The 26,803-nt window shown below is 36.9% G+C and carries 18 protein-coding genes and 1 pseudogene; 11 read left to right on the top strand and 8 right to left on the bottom strand.

What is annotated here, in order from left to right; genetic code table 11:
* Positions 1-196: 196 nt before the first annotated feature.
* From ACP6PM_RS07070 to ACP6PM_RS07060, 3 genes and pseudogenes are all read left to right on the top strand, one after another.
* Positions 197-1,819: a CocE/NonD family hydrolase gene (locus ACP6PM_RS07070; RefSeq protein WP_426583143.1), complete on the top strand. Its 1,623-nt coding sequence runs from the start codon at positions 197-199 to the stop codon at positions 1,817-1,819.
* An 879-nt stretch (positions 1,820-2,698) separates the two neighbouring features.
* Positions 2,699-3,034, top strand: a pseudogene (locus ACP6PM_RS07065) (4-Cys prefix domain-containing protein); the annotation flags it as partial.
* A 582-nt stretch (positions 3,035-3,616) separates the two neighbouring features.
* The gene (locus tag ACP6PM_RS07060) at positions 3,617-4,144 is read left to right on the top strand and encodes a GUN4 domain-containing protein (protein ID WP_426583141.1); all 528 of its coding nucleotides are present in this window, start codon (positions 3,617-3,619) and stop codon (positions 4,142-4,144) included.
* A 158-nt stretch (positions 4,145-4,302) separates the two neighbouring features.
* Here ACP6PM_RS07060 and ACP6PM_RS07055 read toward each other — a convergent pair whose 3' ends face one another.
* The 3 genes from ACP6PM_RS07055 to ACP6PM_RS07045 all read right to left on the bottom strand — a co-directional run bounded on the left by ACP6PM_RS07055 (position 4,303) and on the right by ACP6PM_RS07045 (position 5,938).
* The gene (locus tag ACP6PM_RS07055; RefSeq protein WP_426583139.1) at positions 4,303-4,437 is read right to left on the bottom strand and encodes a hypothetical protein; all 135 of its coding nucleotides are present in this window, start codon (positions 4,435-4,437) and stop codon (positions 4,303-4,305) included.
* Positions 4,438-4,502: 65 nt separating this feature from the next.
* Positions 4,503-5,417: an ATP adenylyltransferase family protein gene (locus ACP6PM_RS07050; RefSeq protein WP_426583137.1), complete on the bottom strand. Its 915-nt coding sequence runs from the start codon at positions 5,415-5,417 to the stop codon at positions 4,503-4,505.
* Positions 5,418-5,674: 257 nt separating this feature from the next.
* Complete coding sequence (locus tag ACP6PM_RS07045; protein WP_426583135.1) at positions 5,675-5,938, bottom strand: hypothetical protein; 264 nt, start codon at positions 5,936-5,938, stop codon at positions 5,675-5,677.
* Positions 5,939-7,105: 1,167 nt separating this feature from the next.
* Between ACP6PM_RS07045 and ACP6PM_RS07040 the strand changes: the two genes are divergently transcribed.
* Entirely contained in the window at positions 7,106-8,011 is a 906-nt protein-coding gene (locus ACP6PM_RS07040; protein WP_426583134.1) for a vitamin K epoxide reductase family protein, read from the top strand.
* Between the two features lie 512 nt (positions 8,012-8,523).
* Here the strand turns inward: ACP6PM_RS07040 and ACP6PM_RS07035 are convergent.
* Positions 8,524-10,284, bottom strand: a complete 1,761-nt coding sequence (locus ACP6PM_RS07035; RefSeq protein ID WP_426583132.1) for a choice-of-anchor I family protein — start codon at positions 10,282-10,284, stop codon at positions 8,524-8,526.
* A 902-nt stretch (positions 10,285-11,186) separates the two neighbouring features.
* Here ACP6PM_RS07035 and ACP6PM_RS07030 point away from each other — a divergent pair.
* Together ACP6PM_RS07030 and ACP6PM_RS07025 are read left to right on the top strand one after the other, a co-directional pair.
* Positions 11,187-12,119: a phosphate/phosphite/phosphonate ABC transporter substrate-binding protein gene (locus ACP6PM_RS07030; RefSeq protein ID WP_426583130.1), complete on the top strand. Its 933-nt coding sequence runs from the start codon at positions 11,187-11,189 to the stop codon at positions 12,117-12,119.
* A gap of 59 nt (positions 12,120-12,178) precedes the next feature.
* Positions 12,179-14,107 carry an ATP-binding protein gene (locus ACP6PM_RS07025; RefSeq protein WP_426583128.1) on the top strand — a complete coding sequence of 643 codons (1,929 nt, stop codon included), beginning with the start codon at positions 12,179-12,181 and terminating at the stop codon, positions 14,105-14,107.
* Between the two features lie 147 nt (positions 14,108-14,254).
* Here ACP6PM_RS07025 and ACP6PM_RS07020 read toward each other — a convergent pair whose 3' ends face one another.
* On the bottom strand, positions 14,255-14,593 hold the full coding sequence (locus ACP6PM_RS07020) for a winged helix-turn-helix transcriptional regulator (protein ID WP_426583126.1): 339 nt from the start codon (positions 14,591-14,593) through the stop codon (positions 14,255-14,257).
* Between the two features lie 461 nt (positions 14,594-15,054).
* Here ACP6PM_RS07020 and ACP6PM_RS07015 point away from each other — a divergent pair, with 461 nt between their 5' ends.
* On the top strand, positions 15,055-15,792 hold the full coding sequence (locus ACP6PM_RS07015; protein WP_426583124.1) for a pirin family protein: 738 nt from the start codon (positions 15,055-15,057) through the stop codon (positions 15,790-15,792).
* 459 nt (positions 15,793-16,251) lie between these two features.
* Here ACP6PM_RS07015 and larB read toward each other — a convergent pair whose 3' ends face one another.
* A complete protein-coding gene (larB, locus tag ACP6PM_RS07010) occupies positions 16,252-17,025 on the bottom strand; it encodes a nickel pincer cofactor biosynthesis protein LarB (RefSeq protein WP_426583122.1) in 774 nt (257 codons plus the stop codon).
* 502 nt (positions 17,026-17,527) lie between these two features.
* Positions 17,528-19,303 (bottom strand): ABC transporter substrate-binding protein, encoded by a 1,776-nt coding sequence (locus ACP6PM_RS07005; RefSeq protein ID WP_426583120.1) that lies wholly within the window; start codon positions 19,301-19,303, stop codon positions 17,528-17,530.
* A 686-nt stretch (positions 19,304-19,989) separates the two neighbouring features.
* Between ACP6PM_RS07005 and ACP6PM_RS07000 the strand changes: the two genes are divergently transcribed.
* Positions 19,990-20,973 carry an HAD family hydrolase gene (locus ACP6PM_RS07000; protein ID WP_426583118.1) on the top strand — a complete coding sequence of 328 codons (984 nt, stop codon included), beginning with the start codon at positions 19,990-19,992 and terminating at the stop codon, positions 20,971-20,973.
* Positions 20,974-21,123: 150 nt separating this feature from the next.
* On the opposite strand, the gene ACP6PM_RS06995 is transcribed toward ACP6PM_RS07000, so the two are convergent.
* Complete coding sequence (locus ACP6PM_RS06995; RefSeq protein WP_426583116.1) at positions 21,124-22,128, bottom strand: helix-turn-helix domain-containing protein; 1,005 nt, start codon at positions 22,126-22,128, stop codon at positions 21,124-21,126.
* Positions 22,129-22,578: 450 nt separating this feature from the next.
* Here ACP6PM_RS06995 and ACP6PM_RS06990 point away from each other — a divergent pair, with 450 nt between their 5' ends.
* From ACP6PM_RS06990 to ACP6PM_RS06980, 3 genes are all read left to right on the top strand, one after another.
* A complete protein-coding gene (locus ACP6PM_RS06990; RefSeq protein WP_426583114.1) occupies positions 22,579-24,198 on the top strand; it encodes an arylsulfatase in 1,620 nt (539 codons plus the stop codon).
* Between the two features lie 328 nt (positions 24,199-24,526).
* On the top strand, positions 24,527-25,528 hold the full coding sequence (locus ACP6PM_RS06985; protein WP_426583112.1) for a formylglycine-generating enzyme family protein: 1,002 nt from the start codon (positions 24,527-24,529) through the stop codon (positions 25,526-25,528).
* Positions 25,529-25,597: 69 nt separating this feature from the next.
* Entirely contained in the window at positions 25,598-26,764 is a 1,167-nt protein-coding gene (locus tag ACP6PM_RS06980; RefSeq protein ID WP_426583110.1) for a class I SAM-dependent methyltransferase, read from the top strand.
* The last annotated feature ends 39 nt before the right edge of the window (positions 26,765-26,803 follow it).

Below are 26,803 nucleotides of genomic sequence, written 5' to 3'. Positions count from 1 at the left end.
AAGTGTCACCTAAGTATATAGCAATCAGGAATGATTTATGAGATATTTAAGAACAATTAATAACAATCAAAATCCTTTGATATTCTGACTCCTGAATCCTGACTCCTGACTCCTCATTACCACTAAAATCTTACAACTTAAATATGATTGCTATAGCATTAATGCATGATAATTCGTATCACTTACAAATATTAAAATGAAAATTTTACCAAAAGAAACTACTTCCATATTGACTAGAGATAGAGTACGTTTAGATGCTAATATTTATCGCCCTGATGCAGAAGGCGAATTTCCAGTAATATTAATGCGACAACCCTATGGCAGAGCGATCGCCTCAACGGTAGTCTATGCTCATCCAAAATGGTACGCTGCTCATGGTTATATTGTGATTATTCAAGATGTGCGAGGTAGAGGTACATCCGAAGGTAAATTTGAATTATTTGCCCATGAAATTCAAGATGGAATTGATACTATTAATTGGGCAGCAAATTTACCAGGTAGCACTGGCGAAATAGGAATGTATGGATTTTCTTATCAAGGCATGACTCAACTATATGCTGCTAGTGCTAAACCTCCAGCTCTAAAAACAATTTGTCCGGCAATGATTGGTTATGATTTATATACAGATTGGGCATATGAAGGTGGAGCTTTTTGTCTACAAACAAACTTAGGTTGGGCAGTTCAACTAGCAACAGAAACTGCTAGTTTACGAGGAGATGAACAATCTTATCAAGAGCTTTATCAAACTTCGAGAAACCTGCCTTTATCTACTACAAATCCTGCTTTACCAAAAGTGATTAATGAGTATGGAAAAGATTCTTTTTACCATCAGTGGATAGAAAATTATCAACCAGGTGAATATTGGCAAAACCTATCGCCAAATATGGAAAATATAGACCTGCCAATGTTACATATCGGTGGTTGGTTTGACAGCTATTTACGAGGTACAATTCATTTATATAAAGAAATGGCTAGTCGCAGTAAATTCTTACAAAAATTAATCGTCGGTCCGTGGTCTCATATTCCTTGGGGAAGAAAGCTAGGAGCCGTAAATTATGGTTTAGGAGCTTCTAGTCCTATAGATGAGCTACAAATATTATGGTTCGACAAATTTCTCAAAGGAATAAATACAGGAATATTAGAGCGATCGCCTGTTTCTTTATTTGAGATGGGAAGTAATGAATGGTGTAATTTTAATTCCTGGCCGAGTAATAATTACAAGTTCTATTATTTGGCTAGTACAGGACTTGCTAATATGAGAGAAGATTCGGGTAGCCTCACGGAAAAGTGCCCTGATAATTCTGCTGATGATACATTCGTACATGACCCTTGGCGACCTGTTCCAGCATTGGGAGGTCATGCAACATTTCCGGCAGGTTCTTTTGAACGTTCAGAATTAGATTGTCGCACTGATATTTTGACTTATACTTCTGAATTTTTAACCGAAGATTTACACATAGCGGGAGATATTTTTGTAGATGTATATTGCACGGCAGATACAAGTAGTTTTGACCTTTCTGCTGTGTTATCTGAAGTGACACAAAATGGGAATGTTTATAATTTTACTCAAGGTTATATCAAGGTTGTTAAGAATGATTTACCAGTGAAAATTTGTTTACAACCAACTTGCATGAAAATTGATAAAGGTAAAGCTCTAAGATTAAGCTTAAGTGCAGCTTGTTTTCCTGCATATTTAATTAATCCCGGCATAGATAAACCGCCAGGAGAAGTCAGATTAATTGACGCAAAAATTATTACGATAACTGTTAGTTCAGGGAAAAATAATCCTTCTATAATTTCTTTGTCGAAGTTAAAATAGTTTATATAGCAATTCCCATGTTGGTGAGGTATAAAATTCCTTGGTTTTAGGGAACACTTAACTGGGAGTAGGGAACAGGGAATAGAATAAAAATAAAGATATGTGTACCTCATTAGGCTGAGAAACGCTATAGCAAATTTTATCTCAGTCAGGTACACTACTTGCGGGTAAGATGACCACACTACAAACGCTTTATGATTAATATTTGTACCGCATATAAGTACCATTACAAAATTATTTACCTATTCTAATTCTCTGCAATCTTTAGAAAGGAAATAATTTAGCTTGTATAGATGTGTAATTAATTTTGTGTACCTGCTTACCTGCAAGCTGCCGTAAGCTAATATCAATTTCATAAAATACTGCTATATTCACGACACAGGTAACAGGTAACAGGCAAAGAAAAAAAATATAAAAAAAGAGGAAAAAATGTTTTATTTTTATAATTTATGGAATTTATATTTTTTTATTGTAGGAATAAATCACAACTTAAGATGTAACTGCCTATCCATGAATTTGGTATAAGGAAGAAGGAATAAAAGTAGGTTGGGTTGACGGAGGAAACCCAACAAAAATGGCATTGCATATTTGTGGGATGAATTAGTGTGGGGAGTGTGGAGAGTGTGGTCCGTGTGGTCTGTAAAAGATTCATTCCAAGGTTTCAGCAACGCCAGAGGAACTAAAAGATTGGATTTACCTTTTACTCAAAGATTCATCCCTTGATTCAGCAACGCTACAAAAATAGGTATTGTTCGGTTCACTATAGCTTTTCATGTTGCGCAGCAAAACCCAAGCTATATTAGCTAAAATATTAGGGGGTTTGGTCTCCAAACCCTGCTCCAAACCCTGCCAAAAATTTCTATCAGAAAACTTTTTATCATATCTCAATGTCTCAACCCCGAATGTCTGAATATTAACCCCGATAATTCTCATTTTTGCCAAAAATGTGGAAATAAACTATTACTTTTAGAGCGTTATTTGGCAAAAAGTATTCTCGGACAAGGTGGTTTTGGTCGCACTTTTTTAGCAGTAGATGAATTTAAACCATTATCACCTCCTTGTGTGATTAAACAGTTTCTTCCTCAAGCATAGGGAACAGAAACTATGGAAAAAGCTGCGGAGTTATTTGCACAGGAAGCGGAAAGGTTGGAGTTGTTAGAAAAGCATCCACAAATTCCCGAACTTTTTGCTTATTTTACTGTAGATAGTCGTCAACCCAAAAAATTTTATCCTGTGAGCTGCTTTCATTTTGCGAAGCTCTAAAAAAAATATTACCAGAATCAGCTTGTATTTTTCAAATAACTTTGATATTATTTTGTTATAAGGGTTTGTTCGTCCATATACATGACTTTTTATTCAACTAAGTAGCATCTTTTTCTAGAGAAGGAAAACTCAGCAAAAATAAAATTAGATGCAACTTCACAAAGAATAGATATTGTTTTATTGACTGAATATCTAACAAAAATAACTAGACTATGACAAACTTTACCATCGACCTTAACTCAATAGTTGAACTAACAGATGAACAATTTTTTCAACTATTTCAAAAAAACCAGGATTAAAGATATGTTTTAGTCGCAATTAATATTTTTTTTGATTCCATATAATAGGATTTTTTATTCTCTTAATGAACTTTTATTTCCCAACTATAACAAAATACAGTTGTAGAGTAAGCAAATGTTACTTGATTTACCACGAGTTTATATTAATCAATCTTTACCCACTCCACGAAATTAGCTAAAATAGTAGGGGTTTGGTCTCCAAACTCCACCAAATCTCTATTATCAACCTATTATTATGTCTCAATCTCAAAAAAATCAAGAACTTCCACAATATTCTCCGTCTAATCATGTACCTTTGGTTTCAGTTAGAGGGGTAAATTATGAAAAGTTGCGTGATTTATTAGCGACAGGAAAGTGGAAAGAAGCAGATGAGGAAACTGAGCGCTGTATGTTGAAAGTTGCAAGACGAGAAAAGGAAGGTTGGCTGAGAATAGAAGATATAGATAATTTTTCTTGTGAAGACCTGCGTACTATTGACCAACTTTGGATAAAATACAGTAATGGTAAGTTTGGCTTTTCTGTGCAGAAGCAAATTTATCAGAATATGGGTGGTACAAGGCAGTATGATAGTCAAATATGGGAAGCTTTCTGTGATACAGTCGGATGGCGTCAACGGGGGAAATGGTTGTACTGGGATGACCTAACTTTTAGTCTCGACACAGATTGCACAGGACACCTACCTGTAGGATTGCGTCCACAGTGGGTCCGTGATTACGGTATAAAGTCTTTTCTCGCTCAGAGACTTGTAGATTGTAAGATATAGCTGTTTCACCCTTCCGACAGTCACTTATCAGTTATCATTTTTTTATAACCTATTTATCGGTTATTAGATATCAGTTGTATTGAAGCAGTTAAATTCTAGGATTAGCCATTAACTTAGCCGTAGACGAAACCTTTCTTCAAGGTAGCAATCTCCACATATTATAGAAGAGATTGCTTCGGGGGGTGCTTCAAATAAAATAATTGCTTTTGTGGCGTTGCTGAACCAAGGGATGAATCTTTCACTCCCCACACTCCCCACACTCCCCACACTCCCCACACTAATTCATCCCACATATAAGCAACGCCGCTTTTGTTACTCCCTCACCATGACAGACTAAATACATACTCCAATATTTTCATCACGAAGAAGCAACATGACCCAGAATAGTTAAAGGTTTCTGCTCCTTAATAATATTCATTTGTTCCTGATTTTTCACTAACAAAGCACCCGCAAAACCTAAACTATTCACAGAAATAGACTGAAAATCTTCATAAGATCGCGGCACAACCAACATCCATTCTCCCGTCACCAAAAGATTATAATCACCAGACTGTTTTCCACTCATCCCATTACTACCTTCTATACCCACTACTTTGAGCAAAGTCAAATAAGATTCCAGTATCTCAGCAGCAGACTCAACAGGAGAATGCACCCAAGCAGAATCTAACTTAGCTATAGCATGTCGAAAAGGAAAGTCAGACACAACACCTATCCCATTGTCAAACGTCGCAATAGCGATCGCCCTATCTATCAGTATTTTCTCTCCATCTGGCGCCATAGGAAGAGGAACTACTTGCAAATGTTTATGACGTTGACTCGCACCTGCGATTTTCCCACTATTATAAAATGCTAAACCTTCAAACTCCCCCATACAACTACCCAAAGCTTGAAAATCTTGCAAATTAAGTAAATTTTCTTGTTCCTCAAATTCTCTAGTGACAATAAGTAGATGATGATCGACAACATTATATTTATTCAACAGACACAGATGAGTTCTAGAGATATCCGCAACAAATAAATCCTCCTCATAAGGTAGAAAAGGATTAAAATCTTTGCCAGTGACAACCTTCTTTTTTTCCTGCTGTTTTCTAGCTTCATCTTTGCGCGATAAATTAGACAAAATGCGCACCAGGAAGCGAATATTATCCTGCTCTACAAATTCATATTCTGTGGGTATTGGTTGGAGTGCGCCACATTCCAGAGCATATTCAGTTTGTTCCTTTAGTCTTTTCCACAAAGTTCCCGGTACTAATAACAATTGATTTTCAGACATAGTTTATTTTTGGATATCATATCAGTAGTTATGAATCATCATACTATTGAGACGATCGTCCAGAGCAATACCTCAAATTTTGAGACAAAAAAAAGTTCCCCTTGAAAAACGGGAACTCGTATCAATAGCAACTACTCTTGAAGTCTGTATCTATTTTCATTATGAAACTAACTTAACTTTTAGCCAAACTTAAACTATTTTAAGCTGCAAAAGCTATAGAATACTTAGAATTTTAGTTCACAGATTACACTATCAAATTAATCTCCAAGTACCTCGTCACAAAATAGTTTAGCTGACTCAAAATCTTTGCCAGATCTATTAGCTTGAGCTTCTTTATTTTCTAGGAAGCTTGAAACTGAACCTTTAGCTAAAGAACGAGTTGTTGCACTGGCACTGTCTTGAACCCAATCATTATTACCAACTTTATACTTAAAATCGCATCTATACTGATCGTTAGCCGATCCTGCTTGTAAGAAAATACCTAGAGAAGCTAATGCAGATAGGATCAAGTACTTTTTCATTATAATCTCCTGTAATTGGTTTGCTGTTTAGATAGTAATTTACTGTCTATATTCTTTTTATATCTCTAAGTTAATATTTTTTATTGTTAACTACTATACTATTTACAACTTTTTATTCAATTTTTTTGGTAATAATTCGTTTTTTAAGTATAAATTCTCAGCCAAATATTGGCATCATTAATATTAGTTACTACTGTTTCAGTTTTAATAAAAATTAATTCAAAAATTCTCAGAATTTATGATATAATTAAATTCGATATTTTGCAGGGAATGTAAGTAAAATTTTACAGCTATGCACTTAGATTGTCAAGGGTTTAATGTAACTATTTATCTAAATAATTATGTATGATGAATATGCACAATTACTAAACATTTAATTTGCAATATCAATCACAATTTTATGCAGATTAATTACTACTAATTCAAAGAATAAGAAGACTTGCTGAGTCGAGAAAAAAGAAAGTTTTTTTCTAACTAATTAAACAGACTCGATCTAACCTAGAGCTAGGAATGCGTCATTTTTAAGTGAACAGGCTAATCTCTTAACCTATTAGCAAAACTTTGGCTTCTACAGTAGTCAGAGAAACGTCTAATAAATCATTACTGCTAATGTAACCTTCTAGCAAAGTAGATGGAACTTTCTGGTGGCCATTAACACATAAGTCGGAATTCAGAAGTCAGAAGTCAGAAGTTTGATAGCGATCTAAAAACTTGAAATTGACAATAATTGCGGAGGTATGAAATTATTTAAGTGAATTAGGCATAGGCGTGAAAATTCAAAATCAAATCAATTATCATCCAGAAATTATCTATTACTCCCCTCCTAGGAGGGGTTAGGGGTGGGTTAAGTGTTCCCAGTTAAGTGTTAAGTGTTCCCTCTTTTCCGGAGATGTCTATTAGTAATTAAGTAGGTAGGTCTAAAATTAAACGTAAAAAAAATTGTAGGGGCGAGTTTAGCCGAAAGCCTTGATAAATTAGGAATCTAGTCCTAAAAACCCCCCCCTAAGTTGTTGTGTTTATTTATGCTCACCTACTTAATAGCAATAAAATCTCTACGTTTCATCGATTATAGATAAAATATTTTACTATAGAACTCTATTATTGACTTTCCAGTTCACAGGAGAGTCAATAATATCAACAGAAACTATATTAAATTAGGAGACACGAATGCGTAGTAAACGCTCTAAACCCTGGATTCATCGTAATTCACGTTTTATTATTGCTGGTATCGCAGCAGTAGGTGCTGCAATCACAGCCTATCTTCTTATAGAAAGATTAACAGGGGGAACAGTTATTTGCCCTGTGGATGGTTGTGATAACGTACTTGAGAGCGATTATGCTACTGTTTTAGGCTTACCTCTAGCTCTGTTTGGCTTTTTAGCTTATGCTGGTATGGGAACAATGGCGATCGCTCCTTGGTTAATTAACCCAGATACCCAAAAGGAATTACGCTCAAAACTAGAAAACTGGAGTTGGTTATTAATGTTTGTGGGTGGCGTATCCATGACCATCTTCAGTAGCTATCTAATGTACATCATGGCATTTGAGATTAAATCTCTTTGTCTTTATTGCATTGGTTCAGCTGTTTGTTCCCTATGTCTATTTATCTTGGCATTAATTGGTCGTAATTGGGAAGACATTGGGCAGTTAATCTTTACCGCTATCATTGTCGGGATGATTACTATGGTAGGAACATTTGCGGTTTATTCTCCAATTCATTCCACCTCTGCTAGCGAACCAAATGTTTATGGAGTTACAACTACTTCCACTCCGGCAAAAGTTGCATTAGCGGAACATTTAACAGAGGTAGACGCAAAAATGTATGGTGCTTATTGGTGCAGTCATTGTCAGGATCAAAAGAAGTTGTTTGGTCAAGAAGCTGTTAGTAAATTAAACTATATTGAGTGCGATTCTAAAGGCAAAAATCCTCAACCGAACTTATGTGTTACAGCGGGTATTAAGGCATATCCGACTTGGGAGATCGATGGTAAACTCCAGGAGGGTGTAATTTCTTTAGAGAATTTAGCAAAGTTATCAGGTTATAACGGAGCGACTAATTTTGATAATCCTTAATTAAGTAGCTAAATTTGAAACAGTTAACTAATTCTATGTCCGAAGGGACTGGAACGGAGTTAAACGAAGCAATCTCATACTATATTTGATTAAGTGCAACTTCATCAAATATAACTGAGTCGAGAAGTCAGGTTTATTCCTTTCTATTAGACATAGGCGTGAAAAAGATATAGATTTTTTGAGGCTAGTAGGGAACACTTAACACTTAACAGGGAATATATTTTCACGAAAAAGATACGAAAAATGATTTCTGAGAGTTAATTTGACAACTCTAGCTTGTCTTAAATAAAGAGCAATTTTATTTTCTGGAGAGGTCTATTAAATATTTATGCTATGTTCCTGATAAACCCAACTTCTTCAGCTAGAAACTGCACTTAATACACAAGAGCGATGTTTCTGGGTTGCCATGGGTAAGTCCTATTACTATACAAAAGCATTGCTGATTTATTTCTTCTAGAAAACAGCAATGCTTTTTTAATTATATTTGAAATGGAAATTTTCCATCAATATCCTTACGCTTTTTCTTGCTCTTGACTTGTTTTGCTCTTGCGCTTCAACAATAATTTTCCTGTAGCTCCAAATGCCAATAAACCAAAAATTGTACCTGGTTCAGGTACTGAATCAATTTCATAAATTGTAGTCGTACCACTAACTTCATTAGCTACTACTAACAAAGCTAGATCATTGGGACTATCTTCTGCACTAATAAATGTTAACCCTTCTGGACCTAAATCTCCTACTGCTGCTAACTGTTCATCTGTTGGATCTGGGTCTCCCTCATCATCCAAATCAAATTCCACTGAGAAGTCACGATTATTTGTATAGCTCATAAACTTAGGAGCTAATGGATTACTAACATCGTAGGTCATAAAACCGCCAATCCGTTCTAAACCAATAAAGGCTAAGGTACGATTGCCCATCTGGCCAATAGCAACACCTTCAGGTTCTGGACCTTTATTATCACTCCGATTATCAAAGTTATTCTCATCATTATTGGAGTTGAAGAATTCAGGAAATAACTCACCAGTTATTCGTTCAAAATCATCCCCACTGTCAAAAATTAATGTTCCATCTTCACCCCAAATAGAGAAGGAACGACCACCAAAAGCAAATAGTTGATCGAAGTCACCATCACCATCTGTATCACCCATAGTATTTGTGATTTCCAAACGGCCTATAACTTCATCTTTTTGTAGTTCCTCAGCATTTGGGAAAGCTGTTGGATCGAGTGTCTCATCTGCCACTTCTGTTTCTTCGTTGAACCCGTCATAGTCACGACTATCACCTTCATTAGCTGTCACTAAGTAAGTTTTACCTCCTACTGTATAGGAAACAATTTCATCTGGTTGTAAGACCCCATATACAGGATGATTTTCAATATTAATTGCATCGTCTACATCGCTACCATCTATCCCATTACCAGGTAGATTATGATTTTTAAAACCAAGGGCAACAATATCAGTAAATTCACCAAACGTCATACTATCTGGATCGATATCCAGTATAGCTAAAGCATTATTTTCTTGTAATGTTACCCAAGCTTTTTTTCCGTCTTCCGAAAGAGCGATATCCTCTGGTTCCAAATCTTGAGCTACTGTAGCATTAGGCCCAAATATGCGTACCCCTTCTGCTTTTAGTTCATCTACTTTATCGTTGAAAGCCTCAAAACCTGCAGTTTTTACAGAGAAGTCTAACATATCTATAATACTAACAGAGCCTTCTGGATCTATCTGTCCTTCTAGATAACCCTCTGGCTCAGCTTCATTAGCCACCAATAATCTACTTCCATCTGGTGTAAAGGTTAGAGAATCAGGTAAAGCACCAACCGTTAGTCGATGGAGCAGGTGACCATAAGGATTAAAGAATAAAACTTCTCCCGGATTTGTGATTGTATCATTTTCGACAGCAACAGCAAAAATACCATCACTATAAGCAACACTATTAACTCCACCAAAATTGCCATATTCAGCCAATTCAATATTAAAAAGTAGGTCTGGATTACTGATATCGCTAATATCCAGAACATCTAATGCCACCGTATCATCGTTTACAACAAATAGCCTTTCACTATCCGGATCGAAGGCTGTTATTCTTGCAGCACTCTCATCAAATACACCAGTCTGATAAATACCTACTGGTGTGAAACTCAAACCACCTGCTGTACTTGGTGCTGCCATCATGGCGACTGCAAAACTTGACTCTACAGTTAATTTAATCATTTTTCCTAATACATTAGTATTAGTATATTTACTTTTGCCCTGATGATTTTTCATTAGTTATGTACCTCTCAAATAAGTAGATTTTTCAACTTTATCAGTTAGAATTTATGTAAGTTGTTTGTACTTATAGTTTTATAAGCTACTCTTGCTAAGATCACCAAAAATGTATAACTTTTTTAACATTTTCCTGTGTTATTACTGATAGTTCCCAAAATATTACCAAAGTATAATACTATTTTGTAAAACCACTGTAACTGTAATAATTATCAAATATTTTTTAAAAATATTAAGCAAGACAGAGCAACAGTCTAGAACTCTTAGTCAGATTACTATTCACCTAATTCTACAGATGTTTTATATAAAACTAAAACATGAATATTTAAGTTGTATATAGTTTCTAACAATGGAAGATTTTCGGTAACATTTTATAGTATGAATGACCGAAATTATTAGTACAGACAATTATTTTGTTGAACTTAAATTAATAATTGCATTATTAGTTATAAATATGCAATAGTTTTAAGGCAACTTCATCAAATCTTCACATATTTTTGATTCACTCTTACTACAAATTTTGAATTATTTATTACGAATAACCTCTAGATTAGGTCGATTGAATTACTGATTAGCTACATAAATTTAGGAATAGAGAACATACAACCGAGGAGGTTGTTAAGATAGTATAGATAATATGTAAGTTTGTTCAAAGGAAAAGATAAAGATCGCAAAGCCCAATGCTAATGAATGGCCTAATCTTAAACAAAATTAGTTAAGTGGCCAATTAAAGTAACTAGAGCATATTGGCAACTATGGAATGAATGCCATAGCAACATCTAGATGAATCTGGCCAAAGGGAGATAAGCCTATTGAAAAATTAGTTTATTAAGTTTTTGTTAGTAAATTTGTTTGAATCATATCGTTCAAGTCCCAACTATCAGAATGGAGAGGCGGATAAAATGTTACGCAAGTTGTTTGTGAAACTAGCACTCTTTGGCATGGTAACCGCTTTGGTCAGCTCTAGCTTACATTCATCAGCATCAAACCAGGAGCTGTTAGCTAGTACTCAAGACCCAGGTACCATAGTTATTGCCGATATTTCTAATAATCCTTCAAAAAAGATTAAACGCTACCAGCCTTTAGCGGATTATCTGGGAGAAAAACTAGGCCAATTTGGAGTGAAACAAGGGGATGTTGAAGTAGCTGCTGATTTGGATGAAATGGCCAATTTTCTCAAATCAGGAAAAGTAGACATTTATTTCGATAGCCCTTACCCAGCCATGAGAATAAGTGATATGTCTGGAGCTAAACCAATTCTACGTCGCTGGAAGGGAGGTGTACCAGAATATTATACTGTAATTTTTACCATGAAGGATCGAGGGATTAAATCTCTAGAGGATCTTCAAGGCAAAATGGTTGGTTTTGATGAAATAAGCTCGACATCAGGTTATATGTTACCTACTGCTTTGTTAATAGAAGCTGGAGTCAATCCCCAAGAGAAGAGATCGGCCAGTTCAACAGTGTCTGCTGATGAAGTAGGATACGTTTTTACTGATGATGATGAAAATACTATTCAATGGGTAATTAGTGGAAAAGTAGTGGCTGGTGCCATTGACATTGGTACTTTTATGGAAATTCCGGAAGCAAGCCGACAAGCAATGCTAGTTATAGCGGAAAGCGATAAAGTAGCTCGTCATATGGCCTTAGTTAGAGCTGACCTGAAACCTGAAATGATTGAGGCCATCAAAAGTATCCTGATTGAAATGGACAAAACACCAGAGGGACAAGAAGTATTGAATAAATTTGAGAAAACAGCCAAATTTGACAATTTTCCGCCGGAATCAAGCATAGAAAGAATGCGAGAATTGTATGAACTTGTTCAGAACAGGTAAATTAGATGGGCCGATTCAGGATAGGACAAGGGTCGCTAGCCACAAAGTTAACGCTAGCTATGACAAGTTTAGTTGTCATAGTAGTGGGTGGTGTCACTTGGCTCTCCGTTTATCGTCAGCAACAAAATTTTTACAATGAATTGGAACAACAAGCTGAAATTTTACTTAATACTTTATCTATAACTGTGAGAGATTCTCTCTACAAGCTAGATGCTGATTTTATGGAAGAAATCATGGAGCAGCTTGGGGAAGATCAAGTATTAGCAGCAGGGCGCATCTACGATAAAGATGGAAGAATTGTTGCTGACGCTTATGGTCAGGATGTCTTGGTTTATAATATTGAACCCGATTATTTTGGAAAGCGTTTACTGAAAAGTGATGAAACAATTTTTGAGTGGGAGTCTACTCAACTTACTGCTGGTAAGGCAGTAATTATTGGGAGGAAAAGACTGGGAGCTGTGAGTGTAGGTTTGTCTAAAGCTCCCTTAAATCAGAAAGTTTCTACTGTGCGTAATCAAGGTGTTATGGTAGCAGTGGTGGCTGCTACTGCAGGAACTTTTCTGGCACTACTAATTAGTCGCTCTATTACTGAACCTTTGAAGGAAATGACTAAAGCTACTAAGCGCCTTGCTTCTGGAGACCTAACTCAGAAGATAGAGATTTCTACTGGAGATGAATTAGCAGTATTGGCAGAATCATTTAATAGTATGACTGCTCAACTGCGAGAACTAATTCAGAGTAAAGAGAACCTAATTGGTAGTTTAAAGCAGAGGGCTGAAGATTTACATGAAAGTGAGGCAAAAAACAGAGCACTTCTTAATGCTATCCCCGATCTAATCTTTTGGTTTAGTAGGAAAGGAATGTTTCTGTACTATAAACCTTCTAGAAAAGATGAATTTTCTTGGTCTAGTAATGAGTTAATAGGTAAAAAAGTTTCCGAAATTTTGCCAGAAAATGCTGCTAAACAATACTTACAATATATTGATGAAGCACTTGAAACAGGGGATATTAAAATTTTTGAATATGAGTGGTTTTTCGAGGAAAAACGCCATCATTTTGAAGCTAGGATAGTAGCAAGTGGTAAAAATGAAGTTTTAGCTATTGTCCGAGATATTACAGAAAGTAAGTTGGCTAATATACATTTGCAACAAGCAAAAGAAGCTGCTGAAGCTGCTAATATATCTAAAAGCCAGTTTCTTGCTAATATGAGCCATGAGTTAAGAACACCTCTCAATGCAATTATTGGTTATAGCGATCTGCTCAAAGAAGAGTCTGAAGATTTAGGTTATGAAGATTTTATTCCCGACTTAAATCAGATTAAGACTTCTGGTATACATCTACTAGCAATTATTCAGGATATCTTGGATATTTCTAAGTTAGAATCAGGGCAAATGACTATGTATGAAGAAGAATTTGATATCCCTACATTTATCAATGAAGTTCAGAGTATTGTACTACCACTGATGAGCAAAAATAGTAATTCTTTTGAGATTTATTGTCATAGCGAAATTGGCACTATGCTTGCTGACCGAACAAAGCTTAAGCAAGTTTTGATCAACCTATTGAGTAATGCAAGTAAGTTTACCCACGAAGGTATAATAACTTTAACAGTAATTCGGGAACATAATATAAAGCAGAATGGCAATGGTAGTAATAAATTAGCAATAGAATCAGCTAATGTTTCAGATGATCGGATATTAAATCAGATAATTTTTAGTGTGACTGATACTGGTATAGGTATGACAGAAGAGCAGATTGAAAAAGTATTTCAGCCTTTTGTACAAGCTGATAATTCTACAACGAAAAAGTATGGCGGAACTGGTTTGGGACTTTCTATATGTCAAAAATTTTGTGAAATGATGGGTGGCAAAATTACAGTAGATAGTTGTGTTGGTAGTGGTTCTACTTTTACTGTTAACCTGCCAACTGTGGTGACATTACAACCTGAAAATTTTTTAAGTTCTGAATTATCTAAAATTAGGGAGTAGGGAGTAGGGAGTAGGGAGTAGGGAAAAACTTTGCTCTTTATTTACAGCAGTTTTTATTTTCAAGTTTATAACTTTTTCTCTAATTTTACTTAAAGATTGACAGTAGTATTTGCTCAAAATTAGATTTATTTTTGAGCAATTATTTATCTATTTTTCCTCATTAAAATTTGGATGTTTAATTCCCCATTCGTGCATTTGATTAATCATAGGTTGAAGACTTTTTCCTAGAGAAGTTAAAGAATATTCGACTTTTGGAGGAACCTGCAAATAAACTTCCCGATGAACAATACCATCTGCCTCCATTTCCCGCAACTGTTGAGTTAGCATCTTTTGAGTCACACCTTTTAAAGAACGATGAAGTTCATTGAAACGTTTAACTCCATCAAATAGTTCTTTGATAATCAAAAGTTTCCAACGTCCACCAATTACCTTCAGAGTAATCTCTGCTGCACAATTTTCCTTTTTCTTTGCAGTTTTGATTTTCATAGTATCTTTTTGGGTACTATCTTACTTCAAAGTACATACTATACATAATAACCTGACTTAAGCTAGAGTATATATGTCCAAACAAAAGACTCCTTGCAGAAGTCAGGGAATAGGGAATAGGTATGGAGGGAGATGAAATTGTTAATTTTAGACCTTGAATTTATTTAATTAAAACTTTTGCAAGAGGTCTAAAGTCTAAATTTAATAGATTTTGTACCCAGAGATAGATGAAAATCAAGAAAGAAAAACACTATGAGTGAACCTGTTATACCAAGCACGATAAATTTTTTTTACAAATGGTAGAAGTAAGGAAGACTGGAGTTGGAATAAAGAATATAAATCATTAAATAATCTCATAAACTGTACCTAGTTATCAATTTTTTTTAGTTAAAATTAACACAAGTAAATCAAATTTAATCCAGGCAAAAAAAAATCAAATTTTATAACAGGAGTTAATAATAATGTCTCAATTACAACAAGTTGAAAAAGTTAAAGTACGAAAAGCTGAAGCAAGAGGACACGCAAATTATGGTTGGCTCAATACTCATCATACATTTTCTTTTGCAGGCTATTTTGACCGTGAATATATGGGGTTTCGTTCCCTAAGAGTAATTAATGAAGATAGAGTTACTCCTGGTGATGGTTTCGGAACTCATGGACACCGAGATATGGAAATTATTACTTATGTTTTAGCAGGAGCATTAGAACATAGAGATAGTATTGGAAAAGGTGGTGTGCTTTATCCAGGAGACGTACAACACATGAGTACGGGGACGGGAATTATGCACAGTGAATATAACCACTCAAGATCGGAAAATGTTCACTTTTTACAAATTTGGCTACAGCCAAATTCTAAGGGTTTAAAACCAACATATAATCAACGTTCTTTTGATATAGCAAAAAACTCTGGGAAATTAAATTTAGTTGTTGCTAAAGATGGTAGGGATGAAGCATTAAAAGTTAATCAAGATGTGGATTTATTTGCAGGTGCTTTGAAACAGGGAGATCGGATTTCTTATGCTTTTCCAGCTAACCGTTATGGATGGGTACAAGTTGCTCGTGGGGAAGTAGATATTGAAGTAGATACTGATGAAAAGTTATCTCTAAAAGCTGGTGATGGTGTTGCTTTAAGTGAAATTAAAGAGGTTTCTATTTCAACTAATTCAAATGGAGAAATTCTTTTATTTGATTTGGCATAATAGGGATGAATCAGGGGGTAGGGACGTTGCATGCAACGTCCCTACAGAGTCAGGAGAGAAGAGGAGGAAGTTTGAAGATCATTAAGATGATAAAGTTTTTTTATCACTAATTATCCGGACAGGATATAAAAGAAAGCTAAACATATTGTAGTGGTTTGGTCTCCAAACCCTCAACATTATGACCGAATTAATATTTTTTTTCTCTACTCTCCTACTCCCCTACTCTCCTACTCCCCTACTCCCCTACTCCCCTGCTTCCCTACTCCCCCACTCCCCTACTTTCACAGGGGTAGGTTTTTTACCTTTGATCTAAAAGAAGTGTGGGGAGAGGGGGAAGAGGGGGGAGTTTATAGGTATTTATTGTATAAAAAAGTACATTTTTTGAGGATTTTATACTGAATCAAAGGGAGCGATCGCTCCTTTGTTAAAAACCTACCCCTGTAAAACTCCCCTACTCCCCTACTCCCTTGCTAACTTTTCACCCATTCTAATAATTTGTCCTGCCAAAATAGCTGCCCCAAAACCATTATCAATATTTACAACACCTATTCCTGGCGCACAAGAATTTAACATTGTTAATAGGGGAGCTAAACCATTAAAATTAGCACCATAACCCACACTTGTAGGTACTGCAATAACAGGAGAATCTGCTAAACCTGCTACTACACTTGGTAAAGCACCTTCCATTCCTGCTACTACAATTAATACATCTGCTTCTGCAATTAAATGTTTATTACTTAATAATCTGTGAATTCCTGCTACTCCTACATCCCAAAGACGCTTTACTGAAAAACCACAAAGAGTTGCCGTAACTGCTGCTTCTTCTGCTACTGGTAAATCGGCAGTACCTGCACTTAATATTGTAATTATACCTTTGTGTTTTGGAGTAGGAGAATCTGATACAATTGCACAAATTTTTGCCTCCTCATAGTAATAAAGATCGGAAATTTTATCTTGCAACTTTTCATAAACTTCTGGTTCAATTCTTGTCGCCATTACTACAGGATTTTTTTTCCTCATTACCTCCATAATTTTGACAATTTGTTCTGGCTTTTTTCCCGGTCCCCAGATGACTTCAGGAAAACCTGTTCTGATATTTCTATGGTGGTCTATTTTGGCAAAATCTTCAACAGTTTCAAAGTCAAAATTTTTGAGTTTTTCTAAGGCTGACTCTGGAGTTATATCTCCTGTAGCAACTCCTTTTAATAACTGCTCTAAAGCTTCAGGTTTCATATTTTTAAATAATCAAACTAATAATTGAAAAAATTTTCTAATTTACAAGTAGTGTACCTAACTATACATAATATCCTGTTATGAGAAACAGGGTTTGTGGGAGGTCGATGTTAGTCTAGTGGACTGTTTCACCTAAAATAGTGCATTAGGGAGTAGGGGAGTGGGGGAGTAGGGGAGAAAGATTGTTGTTGGGTTTCGTCCCTCAACCCAACCTACATCTATTGCAACATTTAAGATGAAACAGTCTAGTAGGGTGCGTTAGCGAAGCGTAACGCACCGAAATATTTGGGATAGATACTAAAGTCAGTCCAGTAGGGTGCGTTAGCGAAGCGTAACGCACCGAAATATTTGGGATAGATACTAAAGGTACCTTACGGCGCCATGTAATTTTTGACAGTTCAATAGTAGTTTGTGGTAAGCGCCTTTTCATGTTGCGCAGCAAAATGCACCCTACTAGCTAAACTCTTAATCCGCATATCCGTGTCATAATCTGTGTGAGCAATTAATCAGAAATTTTCAGTTCATATAAATTCCAGAAACCACCACTTAGCTCAGTATAATTAATCCCTTTAATCCGGTCACGAATAGCATCAAATTCTAGAGGATTTACCATATAAATAAAAGGTAATTCTTCAGCAATAATTTGTTGTGCTTGACCATAAAATTCTTTCCGTTTATCTTCATCTAATACCTGAGATGCTTTAATATAAAGATCGTCTATTTCTTGTTCCCAATCATTTACTTTCCACCCTTCTATTTTTTCCTCTCCCGGTTGCGGTCCTTGATTAAAAGTATGTAATCTACCATTGACAGACCAGATATTATAACCACCATGAGGTTCAATACTTCCTCCTGTAAAACCTCCCAGATAAGCATCCCAATCTCTAGATAAAGAGAGTTTTCTGACATAAGTATTAAAGCTGAGAAATTGCATATTTATTTTAATACCTAATTTCCCCAAATCTTGATTGATTTGCGTTGCCATTTGTTCTCTGACTTTCCTACCCGCACTTGATAGTAAAGTAAATTCTACTTTGTTACCTTCACTATCTAATAATTCACCATTTTGATTGTATTTAAAACCAGCACTAAGCAAAAGTTTTTTGGCTTTTTCCGGATCATAATTATAAATTTTCAAACCTTCTTCTGGGGATAAATAGAAAGGACTTGTAACAGGAATTGGTGAATACTGAGGCGCACCTAATCCACGGTATATATTATTTGTCATTGCCTCTCTATTAATCCCATAAGCGATCGCTTGCCGAAAGGCTTTATTATTAAACCATCGAGATTTAATCGGGTCTACAAATGGTTTACCTTGGGAATTTTTTGCCTCATTTATATTAAAACAAATAAAGCTAGAAGCAGGTGTCGGACCACCATTATATATAGTATATTTGCCTCGTTGTTCTTCTCGTTTCAGCAGAGGATACATTTCTGCTACTAATCTAATTGAATCTAGTTCTCCAGAACGAAAATTTAATAGTTGGTTATCTGTATTTTCGATTACTTGCCAGACAATATTTTCAATATAAGGTAGATTATTTCCCTCGTCATCTTTACGCCAGTAAAAAGGATTTTTTTCTAAAATAATTCGTTGATTTGGAGTATAACTTTTGATGCGATACATACCATTACCAACAATTTCTGTGACTGGGGTATCAGTTCCCCATTTTGTCAGATAGTTTAATTCTCCTTCCGAGTTAGTAGTACGAACTGATTCTTTTAAAGGATGAGCAGGTAAAATAGGTAATCCTCCCGCATATCTTAAAAAAGGAGCAAAAGGTTCAGGTGTAGAAAATTCTACACGGAGATTATCGACTTTTTTTACTGTTGGTAAAGCACCACTTTGACCGACTCTGAGAATGTCTTTAAAACTGCTAGGAATTTTATCATTGAGATATATTTCGTTGTAAGAAAATACCACATCATCAACAGTTAAAGGTTCTCCATCTGACCACTTCAAATTTTCTTTTAAAGTAATAACTATTGTTTGTCCATCTTCGGAAACTTCCCAGGATTCAGCTAATGCTGGTTCTAATTCTCCTGTTACACCATTTTCAATAATTAAGCCGTCATAAATATAACCAAAAACACTATATGCTGACTGATTTAATGGATAGTTAAAAGTAGAGGCATCGCTTGGGGTGGAAACTACTAGACGAGATTGATAATTTGATGGTGCTGGTCTACAAGCACTAAGGAAAAATATTAAAATAACTGTGAATAAAATTGCTAATTTACGATAATAGTTTTCTTGGGTATTAAGGTTAATCATCTTGGGGTAATTGATATATCTCTGTAATTAGATAATACCAAATTACAGTAGTTTTGATTTCGGTAGACCAAAGTAGTAGGATGTCTAGGTTGAAAATGTGGGTAAGGAGCGAGCAACCCGGAAGACCTCTCCCCCAACCCCTCTCCTGCAAGGAGAGGGGAGAAATACCCCCCCTTCCCTTCTTCCCCTCTCATCCCCCCTTTCAAAGGGGGGTAAGGAGGGATAGTTGTGGGGTTGGGGAGTTAGGTTTTTACCCATAATTTTAGTCTAGAAGCTCTTTAGTATTGAATCGGGTATGATATAACTTCCAGAGATATTTTATCCATCTACACCCAAACTAAACTTTTGCAGTCTTTCGCAATGTCTCTGAAGGTAACTCTCCAAAAATAGCTTTGTAATCTTTTCGATTGTTGACAACGCTCAGGATTAGATCAAAAATTATGCTATAGGTAGTATCTATTGCTGCTTAGTTTTGGCAAAAAAATATTGCCTCTAACATTGGTTTCAATTCTAATCAATGATTTCTCAGGGAATTAAAATTGACGGCGGTCTTAATTCCCTGATTACACTACGGTGTACACATAAGTAGAATTTAGGAGGATCTTTATAAAGACTATTGTTGAAAATAGATCCTCCTATTTCTGTTAACAACAATTTGACCTATTTTCTAGAAGTTTAAATTGACGATGAATTTTCCCAATATCAACAGAAAAACTATCAGATTTTTTCTTTCGGTTCTGCTCTCAATCTTTTGTTTAGGCGGTACTTTAGGTTGTCTTCCGGCTAATGCTGCTGGTGAATACTACTTAAATTCTTGGGATGAGAATGGCAAGATACAAGATATCGTAGACTTTGTGGAAAGAGTAACTACTCACGGCGATGACTATGTTAAACCAAAAGATCGTATTGCTGTTTTTGATAACGATGGAACTTTGTGGTCTGAAAAACCTGAGTATTTCCAAATTCAGTTTATAGAAGAAAATGGAAGTTCTGTTGGATTAACAACAGATGAGTATATAGAAAAAGCTCGTCAATTTGTCTATGAAGAAAATCAGGAAGATTTTGATGTTCCATATAGACAACTCGTCTATAAACCTGTGATTGACTTAGTTAAATACCTCAAAGCTAACGGCTTCAAAGTCTATATTTGTTCTGGAGGTGATATTGATTTTATCCGTTCCTTTTCTGAGGAAGCTTATGGTATTCCCCCTGAACAAGTGATTGGTACTGCCGTCAAAACAAGCTTCGATGGAGAGTTTGGAGGAAACGTCAAACGTGATACCGATTTTTTAGAAGCAATACAGGGTCATCAGGAGCTAGCTCACTATAACGATCGAGAGGGTAAACCAGTAGGGATTCAAAATCATATTGGCAAACGACCTATTATCGCAGTGGGTAACTCTAGCGGTGATTTTGAAATGTTTCAATACACTGATGCTGGGGTTGATAAATCTTTGATCGTACTCATTAATCACGATGACTGTCTGAGAGAATATCAATACAATGACGACCCTACAAACATTCAGCTCAAAGGTTATGATTTAGTACTTGATAATGAATCTCTCTATACAGCTCAAGATCGTGAGAATTGGATCGTAGTCAGTATGCAAAACGATTTCAAGACTATTTTTGAGTCAGACCCACAAAGAGACCCTCCAACGTGTAACTAAATTTTAGTCAGTAGTTAGTAGGGTGGGGATTGCTCACCTGATAACAACATGACTTAGGCAAACAAACTTTGAAACCGGGTTTATTGTTTGATTATTGTCTCTCAAACCACCAAGCTTCCTCGATAAACCCGGTTTCTACAAACACCCAAACTAAATTTTTGCAGTCTTTCCCAACGTCTCTGAAGGCAACTCTCCAAACATAGCTCTATAATCTCTAGCAAAATGACCTGCACTCCAGAACCCAAATTGACCTGCAAGCATAGTTATACTAGAGTTCTCCGGATCGCTTGCCTTCAGGTGTTGTCGTAATGCATTGAGTCTTCGCACCTTGAGATAGCGCATCGGACTCATGCCAAATAACTCCTTAAAACCACGGGATAACGCAGAACTACTAGACTCCAAATTTTGAGCTAGTTGTCTTAAGGTGAGAGGTTCTTCAAAACTGGCTAACATTTCTTGCTCTGCTTTGGCAATCAACTTAGCTTGTCGGGAAGGTTTGAGGAAACCCTTGGAATTCCAATTAATAGGAATATGACTAATCAACAAAGGCAATAAATCATCCGCAACGAGTTTTTCAATATGAGGTTGTTGTAACCAATTCGGTTTGTGTACTGCTAACCACAAAAGTTGTTTCAGATAATCTTTAATTTCTTTTATCCCAGCGGGTAATAAATTTACACAATTTCTACTCCGGAAATTATTGTCTAGATCGTAGCGTTGTAGTTGGTCTGCATAAGTATCAAAAGTTTGAACAGGCATGACAATTTCTGTCATTATTGTACCTTGAGGATATATTGAGTGTGCTTCCCTGTTATTGAAACCAAAAAGAATCCTTTGAGGCTCAATTGGGTGATGGAAGGAGTAATATTCCTTTTCATTCTCAGACCAAAGTACCGCAAAAGAGATGCATCCCTTTAGAGGATCACCACAAGCTTGAACCTGTTGGTTCACCTGATTATATACGAAAGATAAGTTGCCAACCTTAATTGACAAAAAACTAGCTTGGAAAGAACCAGGACTAAGTTGTATAATTTCTAGCCGACGATAAGCAACAAACTCTTTGAAACCATCCACATCTGTAAAGGATTTGTAGACAATCTGATGATTGCTTCTCCCAGATTTATACTGGTCAATTTTATTCTGTTTTACACTCATAACCTCAAATATATAAACAAATTCAATACTTTGCTAGAATTAGTTTTTTAATTTTTATGATTCAAAAAGTGGGAATTTTTGAATGTTCAAAGAATGAGATTACCACTAAAGTTGAACACGAAAGTCACGAATTTGATTTTTGTTAAGGAGTTGATTTTCATACAACGAGCCATAAAATGGCCATTGACAAGTATCCCCCCTCCTAAGCCTGTACTTACCGGGCTACCAAGCATTGTCGCAGTGGTCGAAGCCACCCGCTTTGATTAATCTTGATGCTGCTGACGCTAGCTAATTTTCGATCATTACTATCTGCCCCAAGGCTCTAAGCAACTTTGGGATGTGGCCTTAATTCTATTAATCTCTGTCCATCAACAAGTTTTTGGTTTTATGAAACAAGTTATCAAGAAGGGAATCGCGATCGCGACCTCCCTCATATTTTTCCTTACGGGAATGGTCCCTTGGTTCCAAACAGCCCCAGCTTTTGCCCAAGAGACGACTACTAAACCCAACATCCTTGTCATCATGGGAGATGACATCGGCTGGTTTAACATTAGTGCCTACAACCGAGGCATGATGGGCTACAAAACACCTAACATAGACAGTATTGCCAATGATGGCATACTTTTCACTGACTTCTACGGTGAACAGAGTTGTACCGCTGGTCGTTCTGCTTTTATCACTGGTCAGAGTCCTGGACGCACGGGTTTAACCAAGATTGGAGTACCTGGTTCAAAAGAAGGATTACAGCCAGAAGACCCAACCTTGGCAGAACTACTAAAGCCAATGGGCTACAAAACTGCTCAATTCGGTAAAAATCATTTGGGTGACTTAGATAAGTTTCTACCCACTGCTCATGGTTTCGATGAGTTCTTTGGGAACCTCTATCACCTTAATGCTGAGGAGGAACCAGAAAACGAAGACTATCCAAAGTTAGGTGAATATCCTCTCTTTGATATGTTTCGTCCACGGGGTGTCCTTCACAGCTATGCAGACAATACTAAACAATGTCCAGCTCAATCAGAGGATGTCACAGATGAAGAGAGTCTTGGTCAAAGGGTTTGTGATACCGGTCCTCTGACTAGAAAGCGGATGGAAACCATAGATGATGAGATTCTTGACCGTACCCTTGCATATCTAGACGAGGTTGTTCAGCCAGATGAAAACGGAAATACAGATCCATTCTTTGTCTGGTTTAACAGCACCCGCAATCACATTTTTACCTACCTGAAGGACGACGCTAAAGGCAAGACCGGACAAGGTGTTTACGCTGACGGCATGGTGGAACACGATGGTCATGTGGGTCAACTTCTCAATAAGCTAGACGAACTGGGAGTTACTGAAAACACCATTGTTATCTATACTACTGACAACGGTGCTGAGTTATTTTCTTGGCCTGATGGTGGTACGATTCCTTTCCGCAATGAAAAGGGCACCACTTGGGAAGGAGGTTTCCGAGTTCCGGCAATGATCAAGTGGCCTGGTCATATTCCCAGTGGTGTCGTTTCCAACGATATTGTTTCTCATCAAGATATGTTACCAACGCTGATGGCTGCAGTTGGTGTGGACGACATCAAAGAGCAGCTTCTTAATGGCTATCAGGCTGGAGATGAGATTTACAAGGTTCATGTTGATGGCTATAACTTCTTGCCTTATCTAACCTGTCAAGGATACCCAGAATGTTCAGAAGTACAACCACCTCGTAATGAGTTCTACTACTTGACTGATGGCGGTTTCCCATCGGCACTCCGGTTTAAAGACTGGAAACTGGTATTTAGTGAAATGCAGGGTGAAGGGTTTGATGTTTGGTTTGACCCCTACGTAAATTTAAGGGGTCCTCGGATCATTAACTTACGTCGCGATCCATTTGAGAAAGCAACCCATGAGTCAAGCTACTACGATGACTGGCTAATCCGCCGAATGTTCTTGATCGCTCCAGCAATTGGATATTTAGGCCAATTCCTAGAGACCTTTAAAGCCTATCCACCTCGGCAATTACCAGGCTCTTTTGGTATCGATAAAATGGTGAGCGATCTAATAGAGTACCTGGAGCATCTTCCCTCGAACAATTAACTCACATTAAATCCCTCTGAAAATCAATGATTTTCTAGAGAATTAAAATTGACTGCGATTTTAATTCCTTGATTACACCACGGTGTAAACATAACTATAATTTAGGAGTATCGTTTCTAAGACAATTGTTAAAGATCGATCCTCCTATTTCTCTTATATCATGTCCGGTTGAAGAGTTATAATTAAGCTCGTAGTTGGGCTTTAGCCCGAACTCAAAGATAGGGCTAAAGCCCAACTACAAACAAAAACTTTTTTATCACTAATTATCCGGACATGATATTACAACTAATTCAATGAAGTCTTATATTATTCAAGTCTCAATCATTTTATGAAAACTTTTTGCTTAAAATCACTTATTCTCATTTTCCTAATAATATCCCTGATTTTCCCTTTCTCCACGCCAGCACAAGCATCTTCTACAGATAATAGTTGTCCAGAGGGAATGGTTTTTATTCCCGGAGGAACTTTTACAATGGGATCGGATAGTCATTATCCATCAGAAGTTTCTGCTGAAGACGTCACTGTAGATAGTTTTTGCATCGATCGCCACGAAATCACCAACGCCGAATTCCGCCAATTTGTCAAGGCAACAGGTTATAAAACTATTGCCGAACGCCCCCTCTCAAAATCACAATTTCCCAATCTAACTGACGAGCAACGACAACCTGGTTCCCTCGTCTTTGAACCTCCCTCCGAAGGCATACAACAAGTTGCTTATTTAAGCTGGTGGCATTGGACAGTGGGTGCTAACTGGCAACATCCCTACGGTCCAAAGAGCAACATCAGAGGCAAAGATAATTATCCTGTGGTTCACATAGCTTATGAGGATGCAGTTGCTTATGCTAATTGGGCGGGTAAATCTCTCCCTACAGAAGCTCAATGGGAATATGCAGGGCGCGGCGGTCTTCAAGAGCAAGAATTCACTTGGGGAAATCAATATTCTGCCAAAAAAGCCAATACCTGGCAAGGGATGTTTCCCTTTTTCAATACCAAAGAAGATAACTATTTAGGAACTGCACCAGTAGAATCTTTTCCCCCAAACGGTTACGGAGTTTATGATATGACTGGAAACGTTTGGGAACTCACCTCAGATTGGTATCAAGTGGGACATTCTGGCAAAGACCATAGTTTAAACCCCGTCGGACCTGACAAAACCGCCAGTTTCGATCCGATCAAACCCGAGGAAGGAGCTTTGCACGTTATCAAAGGTGGTTCTTACCTGTGTGCTAAAAATTATTGTAGTCGCTATAGACCTGCCGCCAGAGAGTCTCAAGCTCCTGATACTGGCACAACTCATATTGGATTTCGTTTGGTTTCTTTGAGCCGGTAAGGTTCGAGCGTCGCCGTTCTCCCCTCCTCCAAAGTTTCCTAAATTAACACATTATAATATTAAGTAGCTATGAAAGTAATTTCAGATTGTATCAAAACCGTATACGACAAAAGTAAGGCAGTTGAACATTACCTATCCACAAGTCGTCGCGACGGCGTAAAAGTTCAGTGGGAGGAGCCATTCTCTTGTTCAGTGTTCCAGCAGGCGATCGCCCCATACAGCAAAAGTAAAACAGAAAAATTACAGGTTCTCGACGTTGGTTCGGGTACTGGTGATGGATATGTTTTGCTATCATCTCTATTGTCGGAAAAATTAGAACTAGGTAGCAGCGAAAATCTGGATTATTTGGGAATTGATATTAGCCCCCAAATGGTAGAAACTGCCAATAATCTATATCGCAACCGCAGTAACGTTCGGTTTGAATGTGCAGATATTCGGACGAGCAGATTAGAAAGTTCCTTCGATTTATACCTTTCTTGCGGAGTTCCTTACTCACATCTGACTCACGAAGAACTTTACCAAGCTCTAAAGATGATTGTAACAAATGTTTGCCAACACCGCTCCAGGTCTGCTGTAGTGGTAGATGTATTGGGACGGTACAGTATTGAGTGGACACCTAAATGGCAAGAAAGTCGTTGGGATTATGCTATGAGCTTTTTTGAGAGTGAAGGCAATGCAGAACCTACATGGATGAGTTTTTACTCCCATCACCACTTGCAAGAAATTATGCAACAGGCAGTTAATGAAGTTGGTTGTCCTGTGGAGAAGTTTGAGTTTTTCGACCGCTCTATCATGGTAGGTCGCCATACCTCAACAGGACAATTTAACCCAGATTTGCCCCAATATCGTAACCTAATGAATAGTTTGCTCGATCCCTCACAAAAGACAGACTTGAGCCAACTTATTTTTCAAGTGGAGTTGGAAACCTCACCAGAACATATTTTGGAGTTTTTCAGTCAATTCTCTAGTTGGTGGAATTCATTAGTGAGTGAGGCAACAGCAATTTTGGGTGAGTCTTTCGGAGTAGAACCCGTTGAATTGCCCCCAGAAGTTCAAGGATTTAAAGCAAAACTCCAACAGGAATTGGAACAGATTTCTGACAAACACCTATACCGACAAAAAGTTGAACTGATGCTTGCTCAAGCTTTACAGCAATTGGAAGCAACACAACAACCAGGCTATGGTGTGGGTCACGATTTGTTTGGAGTGATGTGGTTAGATGCCACCCAGCTCTAAGTAAAAACCGTTTTCTTATATCTGTGGTAACGAAACAAC

Source organism: Dapis brunnea BLCC-M229, from assembly GCF_050015995.1.
In the GTDB taxonomy this organism is placed as follows: Bacteria; Cyanobacteriota; Cyanobacteriia; order Cyanobacteriales; family Microcoleaceae; genus Trichodesmium.
The sequence above is the reverse complement of the archived record's forward strand: the minus strand, read 5'-3'. Positions and strand labels throughout refer to the sequence as shown.